The sequence below is a fragment of the Psychrobacter sp. DM8 genome (genome assembly GCF_051307025.1).
Classification (GTDB): domain Bacteria; phylum Pseudomonadota; class Gammaproteobacteria; order Pseudomonadales; family Moraxellaceae; genus Psychrobacter.
Genome location: NZ_CP195538.1, coordinates 2,003,709 through 2,018,280, shown reverse-complemented (window position 1 = coordinate 2,018,280; position 14,572 = coordinate 2,003,709). Strand labels below are relative to the sequence as shown.

General features: G+C 44.4%; 13 protein-coding genes and 1 pseudogene. 1 reads left to right on the top strand and 13 read right to left on the bottom strand.

All coding sequences use genetic code 11. The features are described from left to right. Nucleotides 1-36: 36 nt before the first annotated feature. From ACR64J_RS08530 to queC, 7 genes are all read right to left on the bottom strand, one after another. Nucleotides 37-612 carry a TerD family protein gene (locus tag ACR64J_RS08530; RefSeq protein WP_317198560.1) on the bottom strand — a complete coding sequence of 192 codons (576 nt, stop codon included), beginning with the start codon at nucleotides 610-612 and terminating at the stop codon, nucleotides 37-39. Between the two features lie 128 nt (nucleotides 613-740). Beyond that, complete coding sequence (gene rlmKL, locus ACR64J_RS08525) at nucleotides 741-3,035, bottom strand: bifunctional 23S rRNA (guanine(2069)-N(7))-methyltransferase RlmK/23S rRNA (guanine(2445)-N(2))-methyltransferase RlmL (RefSeq protein WP_435949273.1); 2,295 nt, start codon at nucleotides 3,033-3,035, stop codon at nucleotides 741-743. A 157-nt stretch (nucleotides 3,036-3,192) separates the two neighbouring features. Continuing rightward, nucleotides 3,193-4,380, bottom strand: coding sequence for a mechanosensitive ion channel family protein (locus ACR64J_RS08520; protein ID WP_435949272.1), 1,188 nt, complete (start codon nucleotides 4,378-4,380; stop codon nucleotides 3,193-3,195). A gap of 114 nt (nucleotides 4,381-4,494) precedes the next feature. Beyond that, complete coding sequence (locus ACR64J_RS08515) at nucleotides 4,495-5,988, bottom strand: dihydrolipoyl dehydrogenase (protein ID WP_435949271.1); 1,494 nt, start codon at nucleotides 5,986-5,988, stop codon at nucleotides 4,495-4,497. Between the two features lie 77 nt (nucleotides 5,989-6,065). Next, complete coding sequence (locus ACR64J_RS08510; RefSeq protein ID WP_435949270.1) at nucleotides 6,066-6,563, bottom strand: peroxiredoxin; 498 nt, start codon at nucleotides 6,561-6,563, stop codon at nucleotides 6,066-6,068. A gap of 147 nt (nucleotides 6,564-6,710) precedes the next feature. Continuing rightward, complete coding sequence (locus tag ACR64J_RS08505) at nucleotides 6,711-7,040, bottom strand: hypothetical protein (protein ID WP_435949269.1); 330 nt, start codon at nucleotides 7,038-7,040, stop codon at nucleotides 6,711-6,713. A gap of 151 nt (nucleotides 7,041-7,191) precedes the next feature. After that, nucleotides 7,192-7,929 carry a 7-cyano-7-deazaguanine synthase QueC gene (queC, locus tag ACR64J_RS08500; RefSeq protein WP_435949268.1) on the bottom strand — a complete coding sequence of 246 codons (738 nt, stop codon included), beginning with the start codon at nucleotides 7,927-7,929 and terminating at the stop codon, nucleotides 7,192-7,194. A 120-nt stretch (nucleotides 7,930-8,049) separates the two neighbouring features. Here queC and ACR64J_RS08495 point away from each other — a divergent pair. Then, nucleotides 8,050-8,379 (top strand): annotated as a pseudogene (locus ACR64J_RS08495) (tRNA 2-thiocytidine(32) synthetase TtcA); the annotation flags it as partial. A 46-nt stretch (nucleotides 8,380-8,425) separates the two neighbouring features. On the opposite strand, the gene ACR64J_RS08490 reads toward ACR64J_RS08495, so the two are convergent. The 6 genes from ACR64J_RS08490 to ccoN form a co-directional block, all read right to left on the bottom strand. Continuing rightward, nucleotides 8,426-9,013, bottom strand: a complete 588-nt coding sequence (locus ACR64J_RS08490; RefSeq protein ID WP_435949267.1) for a FixH family protein — start codon at nucleotides 9,011-9,013, stop codon at nucleotides 8,426-8,428. 77 nt (nucleotides 9,014-9,090) lie between these two features. Then, on the bottom strand, nucleotides 9,091-10,497 hold the full coding sequence (gene ccoG, locus ACR64J_RS08485) for a cytochrome c oxidase accessory protein CcoG (RefSeq protein WP_435949266.1): 1,407 nt from the start codon (nucleotides 10,495-10,497) through the stop codon (nucleotides 9,091-9,093). A gap of 340 nt (nucleotides 10,498-10,837) precedes the next feature. Beyond that, nucleotides 10,838-11,986, bottom strand: a complete 1,149-nt coding sequence (gene ccoP / locus ACR64J_RS08480) for a cytochrome-c oxidase, cbb3-type subunit III (protein ID WP_317198551.1) — start codon at nucleotides 11,984-11,986, stop codon at nucleotides 10,838-10,840. Then, entirely contained in the window at nucleotides 11,983-12,165 is a 183-nt protein-coding gene (locus ACR64J_RS08475) for a cbb3-type cytochrome c oxidase subunit 3 (protein WP_317198550.1), read from the bottom strand. Before ACR64J_RS08475 ends, ccoP begins: the two co-directional genes overlap by 4 nt. Next, nucleotides 12,165-12,803 carry a cytochrome-c oxidase, cbb3-type subunit II gene (ccoO, locus tag ACR64J_RS08470; protein ID WP_317198549.1) on the bottom strand — a complete coding sequence of 213 codons (639 nt, stop codon included), beginning with the start codon at nucleotides 12,801-12,803 and terminating at the stop codon, nucleotides 12,165-12,167. Before ccoO ends, ACR64J_RS08475 begins: the two co-directional genes overlap by 1 nt. Nucleotides 12,804-12,812: 9 nt before the next feature. Continuing rightward, complete coding sequence (gene ccoN, locus ACR64J_RS08465) at nucleotides 12,813-14,294, bottom strand: cytochrome-c oxidase, cbb3-type subunit I (protein ID WP_317198548.1); 1,482 nt, start codon at nucleotides 14,292-14,294, stop codon at nucleotides 12,813-12,815. Nucleotides 14,295-14,572: the final 278 nt, after the last annotated feature.

Here is a 14,572-nt window from a genome sequence, read left to right as displayed (position 1 = left end):
CCAGCAGCTAGATTAAATAACTATTGATAAGCTATATTAGATATCAACACCGTACTGCTGACACATAGCTTGCAAGCCACCTGAATAGCCTTGACCGACGGCGCGAAACTTCCATTCGCCATTGTGACGATACACTTCACCAAACACCATCGCGGTTTCGACAGAATAGTCCTCTGCTAAGTCAAAACGGACCACTTCAGTGCCGCTCTCTTCATTAACGACGCGGATAAAAGCGTTGGCAACTTGACCGAAGTTCTGACTACGAGCAGCAGCGTCATGAATAGTCACAGTCACTACCACCTTGTCGACGTCGCTTGGTACTTGGGTCAGATTGACTTTGACCACTTCATCATCGCCATCACCTTCGCCTGTGCGGTTATCACCAGTGTGTTCGACTGCGCCATTGTCAGATTTGAGCTGATTATAAAAGATAAAGTCATGATCACCGCGTACTTTGCCCGCCGTATTTAATAAAAACACGCTAGCATCAAGATCGAATTCGGCACCAGAGGTCGCGCGCTCGTCCCAGCCAAGACCAATCAGCAATTTGGTTAGATTGGGATCAGTTTTGGTGAGCGATAAATTACCGCCTTTATTTAATGATAAAGCCATAGTGGCATCCTTTTTATTAGAATAAATGTATTTACTGACATCGAATCAATATCATCATAATTCAGTAACGCTCTATCATAACAACAAAAAAAGGGCGAATCAAAGCAGCATTAACGGTGTTTTGGTTATCAGCGCTGACGTATCTCAAAGCTTTGATGGATAGGTTTTTTGATATTAAAATCAAAGCCAATGGTCTGATGCGTGATATCTGTAATGTCATAGCGCTCAAGCAACTGCTCGTCCAATTCAAAACGGGTAAAGTTGTTTGAGAAGTAGAGCACACCATCAGCAGTCAAACGATTCATCGCGCGATTGATCAAGGCAGCATGATCACGCTGGACATCAAAGGTGCCTTGGAACTTTTTAGAATTAGAAAAAGTCGGCGGATCGATAAAGATAACGTCAAACTGCTCAGTATTGTCTTTGATCCACTCAAAAATATCGGCAGCGACAAAGGCGTATTTACTACCGCTCAAGTCTAAGCCATTCAGTGCAAAGTTTTGCTTACCCCAATCGAGATAATTTTGTGACAGATCGACGCTGGTGACTTTTTTGGCACCAGCTAAGGCCGCGTGGACGCTGGCAGTACAAGTATAGGCAAACAAATTGAGCACCGATTTGCCGCGACTATTAGCCTTAATGCGCGCGCGCATATTACGGTGATCGATAAACAAGCCGGTATCGAGGTAGTCGGTAAAGTTGACATAAAAATAAGCGTCGTCTTCACGTACGATATAGAACTTACCTTTTTTCTCAGTAGTGGCCTGTTTGCTGTATTGATCGTTGCCAGATTGACGGGCGCGAGTCTTGATAAAAACTTGCTCACGGTTGATATTAAGCACCTCACGAATACCCATTAGCGCAAGATTAAAGCGTTTTTTGGCGGTTTCTGGTGGTATGGTTTTGGGCGGCGCATACTCCTGTACGTGCGCGTAATCGCCGTAGAGGTCGATGGCGACTTTGAAATCTGGCAGATCAGCATCGTAGACGCGCACATTACTAACGTTATCTTTTTTAGAGAGTTTTTTGAGTTTGCTCAGATTTTTTTGCAAGCGATTGATAAAGTCTTGACCTTCTTCGACATCGATTTCGCGCTTCTCAAACTGTTTGACCAGATTACCTGTTTGCGCTGCAATCAGTTTGCCGTAGCGAAAATAAACGGTGATTGCACCATTATGACAGCGTAGAGTTTGCGGCTCTTTGATCGGTAAGATATCGACTTGCTCGACATTGGCGGCCAAAATACCGAGCATAGGATCAACACCGCTACCTGCGAAGCTATCTTGGATAATGAGTCCTAATGATTGGTACAGCGGTCTTATCATATCCTCTTCACCTAAGCGCTCGCCATAGGGCGGGTTAGTGATAATTAGAGGATTGCTCAAGCGACCATCTTGCGCCATAGGACGTAGCGTGCTTTTGAGCTGATTCAGCGCCTGCGTCTCGATATCGAGTAGGGGCAGCAAGTCTTGAAGACCTGCTGCAATTACATTTTTTTCGGTGGCGATAATAGCGCCTGCATCCGCATCAAACCCTAAGATAAGCGGCAAGGTATCAGGCTGCTCAAGGGCAATAGCTAGCGCCTCGCAATGACGAGTTTGCGCCTCATCTATCATCGCCTGCCATAGCGTCTCATCATGATGCTGCCACTCATAAAAGCCAAACTGATTCGCTGCTTTGTCAATGCCGACTGCGTAATCACAATGCATGAGCAGGGCTTCGATAATAAAAGTACCCGAGCCGCACATAGGATCTACAAGAGCGTTATAGAAAGGCGTACCATCGTTGTTTTTTTGGTGCCAGCCTGCACTATAGAGTAGAGCGGCGGCCAAGTTTTCTTTGAGCGGGGCGTCGGTCATAGCGACGCGATAGCCGCGGCGGTGCAAGCTAGTACCAGATAGATCTAGATACAGCTCAGCTTGCTTATCATTAACAGTTGCAAATATCGCAAAATCTGGGTTTTTGCTATCGACGTTAGGACGACTCTCAAAAGCTTCATTAAAGGTGTCGGCAATGGCGTCTTTAACCCGCAGCATCGCAAATTGCTGGCTGACGGCTACGCGCTTATCAACAGATAGGCGAATAGCAAAGGTCTGCTCTAAGCTAAATTGCTCAGTCCAATTGACGGACTTGGCGAGGCTATATAGCTGCTCTGCGACATCGTATTCGGTATTGATGTTTTTGCGCTTAATGAGCATAAGCACTCTAGACGCCACACGCGACCACAGGCAAATAGTGTAGAGGTCACGTAGCGTACCCGTTACCGTCAGACGCCCAGTGCTCTTGATATCGCTTGCAATACCGAAGCTATCAAGCTCAGTTTGCAGCGGCGTCTCAAGGCCATCGGCACAGGTAATAATAAAATCGTAAGATAGCTCCGTTGATGCTACTGGAATGGAGGCGGGCGCGGTTGGTTCGGTCATACAGATACCTGGCTAAAAAAGCGAATCAAAGAATAATAAGATAACCAACGATTTTATCACACATCAAGCGTTATCGCTTAAGAGTAGTTGTTAAAGCAAATTTACAACACGATTTTTTAGAAAAAAAGGAGTGGATGTAACATCAGATACTCTAAGCCTACTTACTATCTTTGGTTAAAGAGACATCAGGCTCTATAGATTGCGTCGTTGTCGCAAAAGGCTTGGTCGGGATAGGGTAGTCGACATCTTTTGGCATGAGCAGACGCATGTGCGGATAAGGGGTTGAGATACCAGCGGCATCAAAAGCATTTTTGATATGCTCTTGCATGTCCTCTTTAATCTTGGGCATGCGGGCGACTGAGGCGGGTTTGACCCAAAAGCGCACGATAAAAAATACGCCATATTCGCCAACTTCAGCTACAGTCGCTGAGGGTTCAGGACGCGAGAGTACCACTTCTGTGTCGGTAAGTACCCCAAGTATTTGCTCACGTGCCTGACTGATATCATCTTCAAAAGCGATACGCACGCGCACGTTAAAGCGCACAAAGTTCTTGGAGGTCAAATTGGTGACCTCAGAGGAGGCCATGTTGGAATTGGGAATAATTACAGTTATATTGTCACGAGTCAAAATATGCGTCGTGCGCAGGGCTATGACCACCACGCGTCCCTCATTACCATTGATATTGATCCAATCGCCGACCTGAAAGGATTGCTCGAGCAAAATTGTAATACCCGCGATAAAATTAGCAAGCGTAGACTGCGCGGCAAAACCAACCGCCAAACCGACAATCCCTAAACCTGCAACCAGTGAGACAATATCAAAACCAAACTGCGCCATGACGCTGGCTAGACCCAGCACCAGTAAGATGACGGACAATATATTTTTGAGAAGCTGCTCAATGGAGGCATTTAGCCCATAATGCTGAAGCACTCTATGAATAATTTGACCCGATGAGGTCCAGAGTACGTAATAAATACCAGCCCAAATACAAGCTTTAGCTGTGGCTTTTACGGTAGCAGGTTCAAAATTAATCTGACTCATAATAGCAATGAGACTTGCCACAATCCAGATATAGCGCAGTACTGAGCGCATGATTTTTTCGCGGCGATCACTTAGGTGAATTCGCTCTTTGTTATGCTTGATTAAGTAGATAAGCAGCCAATAAAAAAACCCTAATATTGCCAGCAATATCAGGATTTTTATGCCAGTACTGACCAAATCAACCGCTTGAGCAGACCAATCAAGAGAGTCTTCTTCTAATGAGCCGCCAATTGCTAAATACAAGCTGGTATAGAGATCACGCAATATCTCCTTAAAAAAATCAGCAATACCAGCGAATGTCATTATCTTATCCACGCTCCGTTCAATTATGAAGTGCTAACTTTGTTAGAGCCACGCAAACAGACTCTAATTTTAACCTAAGTAATGAGTGGTTTTGTAGCAGTAATAACATTTAAACTAAGAGTTATCTTTTTGGGTATCGATAGTTTGATAAGGGATGTCCATTTTATGCTGGACATCACGCAGCGCTGTGCGTAGTCCTTCCAAAATAGTAGGATGATAAAAAGGCGCATCAAGAAGTTGTTTTACGGTGATATGGTTGGTGATAGCAGTAGCGAGAATATGCGCAATGTATTCTGCATCTGGACCTACCATGCTTGCCCCTAGTACTTTGTCTGTCTTTTTACAGCCGTAAATATGCAAAAGCCCGCAGTTGACACCCATAATGCGGCTACGCCCTTGATTATCAAAGCTGGCTTTGCCAATCACAAATTCCAGATCAGATTCATCTTCAATCTCAGGCAATGACATACCGACGTTGATGATTTGCGGTGCACAGAACACAATAGACATAGGCGTCGCAGGTTTGCGCAAATAAGCACCTGAGTTGTCTGGGCATACAGAACTCCCTGCGCTAAAGCCTTCATCACTTGACACATGCAACAGCGGAATATGAGCATTGGCATCACCGACGATATAGACCTCAAGATCGCCTATTTTCCCTGTATTGATATCTAAGTTTTTTGGACGGTTCTTATCATCAAGCTCAACGCCAAGATTCTCAACCCCCACCTTGTCGATACTGTTACGGCGTCCCGTAGCAACCAGTACATAGTCGCCCTGCCAGTAGCCTTCAATATCGTCTTTGTCTGTGTAATTAATAAAGGCGACTAGATTACCATTGTCGTTATGCTGAGTACCAAGCTCGTCGATACTGCTGTTTAGGTTCATCGTCATCTCACCGCCTAAGCAGTCGATAGCTTTAGCATTAATATCATCGTCTTTGAGACCTGCTACGCGGTTTTTTTGATTAAAAAGAGTTACAGACACACCAAGACGGGCAAAAGATTGTGCCAGCTCTAGACCTATTGCGCCTGCGCCGATGACGGCTATCGAATCAGGGAGATCTGACAACTCAAACACGGTGTCCGAAGTCAGTAACGTATCACCAAGCTTATCCGCCCAGCCATCAGGAATAAACGGCTTACTCCCTGTTGCAACGATGATTTTGTCCGCTTTGATTAGCTCGTCATTGACTTCAATGAGACCATCTTTATTGATATGCGCGCGTCCTGATATTTTTTTATCATCAGGCCAGCTATCAACTTGTTTTTCAAGAAAGCTCTCAAAGTGACTACGCTCTGCTTGGACGCGTGCCATCACCTGTTTGCCGTTGATAGTCACGTCACTATGAATACCGAACTCTTCAGAGTACTTGGCTTCATGGGCACGCTCTGCTGCTGCAATAAGCAGTTTACTTGGCATGCAGCCTACAGTGACACAAGTCGTTGTCCAAAAGCCATCATTGATAATGATCGTGTTTTTGATGGTTTTATTAGCCTGACGAAAAGCATTTTGACCCGCAGTACCAGCACCGATAACCGCAACAGTCACTTTGCGAGTTATGTCTTTTTTGCTTGAGTTGTCGTTAGTCGTTGAGTCGTTATTCATAATAGTCCTAGATAAATGATTTATATTTTAATGACATAAGTGTATATAGGCTTGGGATGAGCGCTACCTTTAAACCTCTAAGGCGTGAGCATTTGTAACAATCTATCGGTATAGCCTTTGGCACGTAGATTACGCTGCGCGTGAGTCAGATCACCTTGCTTATCGAACACAAAGGCCGATCGCACCAGCCCCATGGTCATTTTGCCATACATGTTTTTTTCTTTAATAACGTCAAAGTACTGGCATAGTCTCTCGTCAGTATCGCTAATGAGCGGGATATGCAGGTCATGCTTGTCGATAAAGCTTTTGTGAGAGTCAGCGCTATCACGGGAGACGCCAATAATACTATAGCCTAGATCTTCAAAGGTGCTCACATAAGTCGTAAACTCAGTGGCTTGCAAGGTGCAGCCTGGCGTGTTGTCTTTGGGGTAAAAATAAAGTATCAGTCCTTTATCTGTATGCGCGATCAGCTCTTTTAGACTGATATTATCTTCAATAAAGTGACCATCAAGCTTACGTACTAAGGTAACAGGAAAGTCTGGTAACTCAATTGTCTCTGAAGTTGGTTTTGCCATAATAGATTTGCCTTTTTTGTTATAGTTTGCTTATCGCATATCAGTCTTACACTTTGTTTAGATATTGGCAACGGCTAGCAACAAAAAAAGACTGGTAGTGACCAGTCTTTTATAAATCTTTACTTAAGCTTAAATAGCAAATATAAGCTATGCAGGTTTTTGCGGCTGCTTGAGATCTAAACCTGTCGTGCATTGTTGCAAATCTCTTTGCATTTTTTTGACATAAGGTAGGCCTGAGGGATCTTTTTTGTCCATGGCGTAGCTCTCAATCTCCCACATCTGACCGATCGTCATATTGCTGCGCACACCAATAGTGCAATTACACAGCTTAGTTGCGGTGTTTTTGTCTGCGACTTTATATTTGACTGCGCCATTGACACAGGTATTAATATTGTCTTGCTTAATGTTGGTTGCGTTCGCTTGTGGAATAGCGACAAGACCGAGCAGGGCTAAGGGTAATACGTGCAACACCTTCATAATAATCCTTTAATTAACAACAAACGTCGTCATAAGATAGCAATTATAGGGCATAAATAAAACCATAGGCGTGCTGTCATGATGCAATCAAATGTTACGCTTTTATGCACAAGCTTCGTCTATAAGATAGACTCTACAACCGTTATTATCATCATCGATAGTGTGTAGGATCAACCGCGCCTGCTTGAGCGAACCCCTGGCGACGCAGCACGCAGCTGTCGCAAACACCACAAGCGCGGCCTTGGTCATCGGCCTGATAACAGGAGATAGTCTGAGCATAGTCAACGCCAAGTGATAATCCAAGCTCGATTGTTTGCGCTTTGGAGAGCTGTTGCAGTGGGGTTTGGATGCTCAAGTGATGGCCTGTGACGCCCGCTTTGGTCGCAAGATTTGCCATAGTTTCAAAGGCGGCAATATATTCAGGGCGACAATCTGGATAACCTGAATAATCGACCGAGCTGACCCCGATGACGATATGATTGGCATCAGTGACCTCAGCGACGGCTAAAGCGTAGGATAAAAATATAGTATTGCGCGCTGGCACGTAAGTATTAGGAATCGCATCATTATCGATCTCATCACGATTTTTGTGGGAGAAGGTATCAGTATCGCCATCTGGTACGATCATGCTGTGATCCGTAAGCGAGGAGCCGCCAAGTTGCGCAATATCGATATCGATGACGCGGTGATCGACTCCAGCCGTTTGCGCAATAGACTTTGCTGCGACAAGCTCGCTATTATGACGCTGACCGTAGTTGAAACTGACGGCGGTCACACTAGCATAACGTGCCTTTGCCCAATACAGGCAGGTCACAGAATCTAGGCCGCCCGATAGTAGGACAACGGCATTTTGTGCGCTATCGATAGTATTAGAAGTGGAGTCAGTCATAAGCCTCTCGTTATATTGCGTAACGTCTAGTCTCACGTGTGACGCTTGCTACTAGAAGTAATATTTGCGAATAAAGCGCGCTATTTTAGCAAATTTACCGTCAAGATATAAGCATAGTATAATGATATGCTACGCGACTGGGATGACGCACATCTACAGCGCTTGGCCTCGATATTTAAAGCCATGCAAAATGTAGCCCCGTCACAGCTGGCAGATCGAGAACTGTTTGATTTTGAAGGACTAAGCTTAGCGCGCAATGATAATGAGCGTGCTTTTGAGGGGCAAAACATACAAGTGGGACAAAGCGCTAGTCTCAAAAAGATGAATCTACCAGTGGCTCCATCAACTCAAGACTTTCACTCAAAACCGACTCAAAGCGGCGATAGTAGTCATTTGCCACAACATCACAATGCCATGCAAAAAATTCCGACAATCAACCCTATCCTCTAAACACAAAAAAACCAGCGGTTTATAAGCTGGTTTTTATTTGATGCTTTTAAGAGCTTGATTTGTCAAATACAGGCAACGGATCAAAACTAACCTCAGAGCGTGGCAGCCGCGCCACATCACGCATACGCCAATCAGCTGCGCCATCACTACTCACTTGTAGATAGTACTTGGCTTTGAGTGGGTCAATATCGACTTGAGCCGTATATTTATTACCGTCTTGATGTTTTAATACCACATCGCGATCTTTTTTGATATCAGTGGCATGAGAGATGGACAATTCTAGAGTATCAGGGTAGGTAAGCGCTGTGCCATTTTTGAGGGTACCTGTCTGCACACTTTGTTCAGGATAGTTGAGATAAAAGACAATATCGCCGTTCTCTGAAAAGCGCATATCACCATGCAACTCTAAATCGTAAGTGAGCTTATCTCGCGATACGTCATGATACAGAGTTTTGCCATCCATATACCAATCATCGCGCACCACGCTATCACGAATCTGATAAGAGTAATACACGAAAAAAATACAAGCGACGACCACAAAGGCGGGTAAGCCAATGACAAAGATGATCACCATGTAGTTCTTGTACCAAGGCTGACTATCCTGATGCTTAAAGTTCGATGATGAAGTAGACATAAAACACCTGCTATATAATTAATGACGTAACTTACTGTTTATTAACTATCAAGGTACTAACGAACAAGACCAAGTCATTAGTCTTGAGTGATAAAGACATTATCCTTACTCACGCTATACTTACCATCTTCGCTGACGACATTCAAAGTAATAGGCGTTTGTCCAGGTTCTACGACAGCAGGGTCGCCATAAACGCTAACGGACATATCAAAGCTCTCGCCAGCTACTAGTGGCACATCATTAAAGCGTAGCTGCAAACTTAAACCATCTTGTGGTTCCAAGGTAATTTTGTAGGTGTGTTCATCTTGAGTTTTGTTCGTTAACTTGACGATGTAGCTGTTCTCGATCATACCTTGGGCGTTAATAGACGATAACTGATTGCGATCACGGCGAATATCGATCTCTAAGGGGACACGATCGGTTAAGGCAAAGACAAGCCCACCGCACAAAATAGCAAGCAGTGCTAAATACGCGAACAGGCGAGGACGCAGCACGCGACTAGGTTTCTTTTCAGCCAGCTGGCGCTCAGTAGTATAGCGGATTAGGCCACGCGGATAGCCGACTTTATCCATGATCTCGTTACAAGCATCGACGCAAGCGGCGCACTGGATGCAAGCCACCTGCAGACCGTCTCTAATATCGATACCTGTTGGGCAGACCTGTACACACATAGTACATTCAATACAGTCGCCTAGATGGTCAGGATTGGTGCCCTTTTTACGTGGACCACGTGGTTCGCCGCGCTCGTAATCATAGGAGACAATCAAAGTATCTTTGTCGAACATGACGCTCTGAAAACGGCCATAAGGGCAGATCTGGATACACATCTGCTCACGCATATAGCCTGCATTGGCATAGGTGGCGAAGGTAAAGATAAACATCGATACCCATATCCAAGTCGGCCAATCAGGAAAAGGGATAAACCCTAGCATCTGCCAACTACCAAAAATATACTCAGTACCAGCGACATAACTGACAAAGGTGGCTGCAGTGATAACAGAGAGTATGAACCAAATCAAATACACTAAACTACGCTTAAACACTTTGGTTGGACTCATTGGGGCTTTATCGAACTTGATACGCTTATTACGATCGCCAATGACCCATTTTTCGATATGCTGGTACAAATGTGTCCAAATAGTCTGTGGACAAGCATAGCCGCACCATACACGCCCTGCAAATACGGTGACCATAAACAAAGTAAACGCAGCAATTAATGCAAAAGCGGCGATAAAGTAAAAATCTTGGGTCAAAAACGTCATACCAAAGATATAATAATGCTGAGAGGGTACATCAAACCAAATCGCTTGCCGCCCATCATAACGCAGCCACGGCAACAATAAAAACAACGCCAAAAAAAAGTACATACTAGCGACGCGAATATTTTGATAAAACCCTGTCACAAACCGAGTATGGACACGCTGTTTGGTCGCATCTAGGTCAATTTGTTTGATAGGGATTTTATTAGATTGCGATTCTGACATGACATGCCTCTCAAAAGAATCAGTCTACTATGAGCCATAATAGCTATGTATAGCGCCGCTCAATAAGTACGGGTTTAAAACCTCGATTGTGCTCGCTAAAAAACAGGCTACCGATAACAGATATTTTATCATTACCCCTACTATAAATGGGGAGATAATCAAAAAAAACAATCGCTTATCGCAGCATTAAAAAGTAATGATTGAAATACTAACGACATCACAACGCTAAATACAGGTATATAAAAAAATATAAAAAAGGAGAGCTGCAATAACAGTTCTCCCTTTTGGTGTTCATCCATTTATACAATAAACGTCTAAAGCTCAGTCTATAATAATATGCTTAATTAGCTACAGTTGCTTGTTCGTTGTTTTGACTATTAGTAGCAGTAGCAGTCATAGGCGCAGCTGCATTACTTCTGTCAGACAGTGAATATACGTAGGCTGACAATAGCATAATACGCTCATTACCAAGCTTAGTTTCCCATTCAGGCATAACGCCTGCACGACCATAGCGTAGGGTATCACGAACCGTTTCGCGCTCACCGCCGTACAACCATATATTATCGGTCAAGTTCGGCGCGCCCGTTGAAATCATGCCCTTACCTTCAGGTCCATGACACAGTACGCAGTTAGTAGGCTCTTTAAAGATACTCTCACCCTGAGCAACTAGAGTTTGATCAAGCTCACCGTTACTAGTACTGCCATTGTTTGGAGATAAAGAAAGTACATATTCAGCTACTGCACGTATGCCTTCCTCACCAAGCTGATCACGCCATGCAGTCATACCACCCACGCGGCCATTGTGTAGCGTTGTAAGAATATGATCAGCACCGCCACCATATAACCAATCATTGTCTGTTAAGTTAGGATAGCCTCTAGCACCTTTAGCATTAGAACCATGACAGACAGAGCAGTTTTGCAAAAATAGACGGCTACCTACTTTGAGTGCATTTGGATCTTGTGATAGCTTCTCTACGGCTGGCGCAAGCTGGGCAACCTTCTCATCAATACGGGTTTGAATATCCGCTGGTGGATTCTCACTACGACGCATAGTCGTCTGCAATTCGCTCAGCTCATTGAGTATAGTCGTCGCCTCTGTTGCACCAGCTCTAGCTAAGATAGTTTGCTCAAAGTTACTGGTAAAGATTCTATCATTCTCTTCAAGCTCGCTAAAAAGCTCGTTCTTTGACGTCCAAGGAACCGTTTCGCCATCGACTTCAACAGTAGCAACGCCATTCCAATGCGACGGCAAGATGGCTGGAAAAAATATCCAGTAAGCCACGCCCCAAACAATAGAGCCAAAAAATATTACCAGCCACCATTTTGGCAGCGCTTTGTCATATTCTCGAATACCGTCGTACTCATGACCGGTTGTACCGTCTTCTTCTACATCAGGTTTGTACTTAAGTACAAATAATAATACCCCAAGAATGAAAACCCAGCACCCAATACTAAGTATGGTTATCCAAGAACTCCAAAAAAATGTCATGGTTTATCCTTATTGCGCTGCTCATCAGACAAAGATTGAATATGCTCGTCATCAAGCGCAAGTTGTGCATCTTCTTCGAAGCGTTTTTTATTTTTTGGTGAATACGCCCACCATGCAACGCCTATAAAAGCGATGAAAGCAGCTACCGTTGCAAATATTTGTAAATCACCAATACCCATTAGCGCTGTCCTTCCATTGCAGTACCGAGCTGCTGCAAGTAAGCAACTAAAGCATCAAGCTCAGTGGCACCAAGTACCGCATCTGGCGCGCCATCGATGTCCTCTTGCGTATAAGGAACACCGAAACGATCACGGAACAATTGCATTTTGCTCTGAACTTTAGCGCCATCAACTTCACTCGTTGCAAGCCAAGGGAAACCTGGCATAACAGACTCAGGAACTAAAGATCTGGGCGCGATTAGATGCTGCTTTTGCCAATCTTCAGAATAACGTCCACCCACTCGTGCTAAATCTGGCCCCGTACGTTTTGATCCCCAAAGAAAAGGGTGATCCCACGTCGATTCAGCCGCGCGCGAGTAGGGACCATAGCGCTCAACTTCAGCGCGTAATGGACGTACCATTTGCGTATGGCACACATGACAGCCTTCACGGATATAGATATCCCGACCTTCAAACTCAAGCGCTGTCCAAGGTTCCATTGCAGGCAGAGGCTTGTTCACCCCGCCTTCTTCAGCAGGTTTATAGTCATATATTAAGGGTACGATCTCAACAAGCGTTGCAAAGCTGATTGCGATGACGATACCGATAACGAGCAAACCTGTGTTTTTTTCAATAATTTCATGCGGTGTACCAGCCATGATTGCTCCTTATACTTTAGCGGTCTGTGGTTCATCAACACTAGGATTATGATCTGTAGGATCAGCGAGCATTACAGGCTTACCTTCTGGCATCTTAATAGTGCGATAGACGTTATAAGCCATGATGAACATACCTGATACATAGAGCAGACCACCAAAAGCACGACCTATGTAAGGATAATGCGAGAACTCAACCGTATCAACAAAGCTATATACCAGTGTTCCATCAGGGTTGGTTGCAAGCCACATCATGCCTTGACCGATACCTGATATCCACATAGAGACGATATAAAAGATAGTACCTGCAGTCGCTAACCAAAAATGCGTGGTAATCAAACTGATTGAATACATCTTAGGCTTGTTATAAATACGTGGAAGTAGCACATATAGTGAGCCGATTGTAATCATACCGACCCAGCCAAGAGCTCCTGAATGCACGTGACCAATAGTCCAATCGGTATTATGCGACAAAGCGTTCACTGTCTTAATAGACATCATCGGACCTTCAAAGGTCGACATCGCATAAAAGGATAACGCCACAATCATAAAGCGAATGATCGGATCGGTACGCAGCTTGTCCCAGCTACCTGATAGCGTTAATACGCCGTTAATCATACCGCCCCATGATGGCGCGAATAGAATAATTGAGAAGACCATCGCCAGCGACTGCGTCCAATCTGGAAGCGCAGAGTAATGAAGATGATGACCACCTGCCCACATGTATGCTGCAATCAAAGCCCAGAAATGCACAATAGACAAGCGATACGAGTAGATAGGACGACCAATCTGTACCGGTACAAAGTAGTACATCATGCCCAAAAAGGCTGCTGTTAGATAAAAACCAACCGCGTTATGACCATACCACCACTGTACCATCGCATCGGTAGCACCGCCATATAGCGAATAAGACTTAAAGGCGCCGACAGGGATTGCCATACTGTTGACAATGTGTAGTAGCGCAATAGTAATAATAAACGCAGCAAAGAACCAGTTCGCCACATAGATATGTGACGTCTTACGCTTAATCAAAGTACCGAAGAAGACGATGGCATAAGATATCCATACTAAAGCGATTAAGATATCAATCGGCCACTCAAGCTCAGCGTACTCTTTAGTCGATGTTAAACCCATAGGCAGGGTAATGACAGCAGCAACAATGACTGCCTGCCAGCCCCAAAAGGTAAACCACGCCAAATATGGAGCGAACAGCCGAGTCTTACAAGTGCGCTGAACAATATAGTAGGACGTGGCAAATAGCGCACAACCACCAAACGCAAAAATGACCGCATTCGTATGTAGCGGTCTTAATCGGCTAAATGTCAGCCATGGAATGTCAAAATTGAGTGCGGGCCAAGCCAATTGTGATGCAATGAATACACCAAGGCTCATGCCGACAATGCCCCAAATGACGGTCATCGTCGTAAAGAATCGCACGATAGTGATTTCATACTCACTATCAACGGGGGCGATTGCTGTGTTTTGTAAACTCATGGGATGATTCCTATACAGCCTAAATTATCAACAGAATTAACCATAACTACATTAGAAAATTGAGCGGTAGGGTCTTATCGTATAAAACAGGGAGTATCTTAAACGCTTACATGGGATTAGTGTAATAAGCGCAAAATATCGGTGCTCGATCAAGACTGAACATTACACAAGACAAAGGGGATAAGATAAATATCAAAGCTAAACAGTAGGGTGGTGACCATCATTAACTGTTTGCATAACTCTTAAAATCACGTCTACGTAATGTTTGGTTAAAACTC

Coding starts and splice junctions, on each gene's coding strand:
- ACR64J_RS08530 (WP_317198560.1), bottom strand. CDS start 612: ATGGCTTTATCATTAAATAAAGGCGGTAATTTATCGCTCACCAAAACT.
- rlmKL (WP_435949273.1), bottom strand. CDS start 3,035: ATGACCGAACCAACCGCGCCCGCCTCCATTCCAGTAGCATCAACGGAG.
- ACR64J_RS08520 (WP_435949272.1), bottom strand. CDS start 4,380: ATGACATTCGCTGGTATTGCTGATTTTTTTAAGGAGATATTGCGTGAT.
- ACR64J_RS08515 (WP_435949271.1), bottom strand. CDS start 5,988: ATGAATAACGACTCAACGACTAACGACAACTCAAGCAAAAAAGACATA.
- ACR64J_RS08510 (WP_435949270.1), bottom strand. CDS start 6,563: ATGGCAAAACCAACTTCAGAGACAATTGAGTTACCAGACTTTCCTGTT.
- ACR64J_RS08505 (WP_435949269.1), bottom strand. CDS start 7,040: ATGAAGGTGTTGCACGTATTACCCTTAGCCCTGCTCGGTCTTGTCGCT.
- queC (WP_435949268.1), bottom strand. CDS start 7,929: ATGACTGACTCCACTTCTAATACTATCGATAGCGCACAAAATGCCGTT.
- ACR64J_RS08490 (WP_435949267.1), bottom strand. CDS start 9,013: ATGTCTACTTCATCATCGAACTTTAAGCATCAGGATAGTCAGCCTTGG.
- ccoG (WP_435949266.1), bottom strand. CDS start 10,497: ATGTCAGAATCGCAATCTAATAAAATCCCTATCAAACAAATTGACCTA.
- ccoP (WP_317198551.1), bottom strand. CDS start 11,986: ATGACATTTTTTTGGAGTTCTTGGATAACCATACTTAGTATTGGGTGC.
- ACR64J_RS08475 (WP_317198550.1), bottom strand. CDS start 12,165: ATGGGTATTGGTGATTTACAAATATTTGCAACGGTAGCTGCTTTCATC.
- ccoO (WP_317198549.1), bottom strand. CDS start 12,803: ATGGCTGGTACACCGCATGAAATTATTGAAAAAAACACAGGTTTGCTC.
- ccoN (WP_317198548.1), bottom strand. CDS start 14,294: ATGAGTTTACAAAACACAGCAATCGCCCCCGTTGATAGTGAGTATGAA.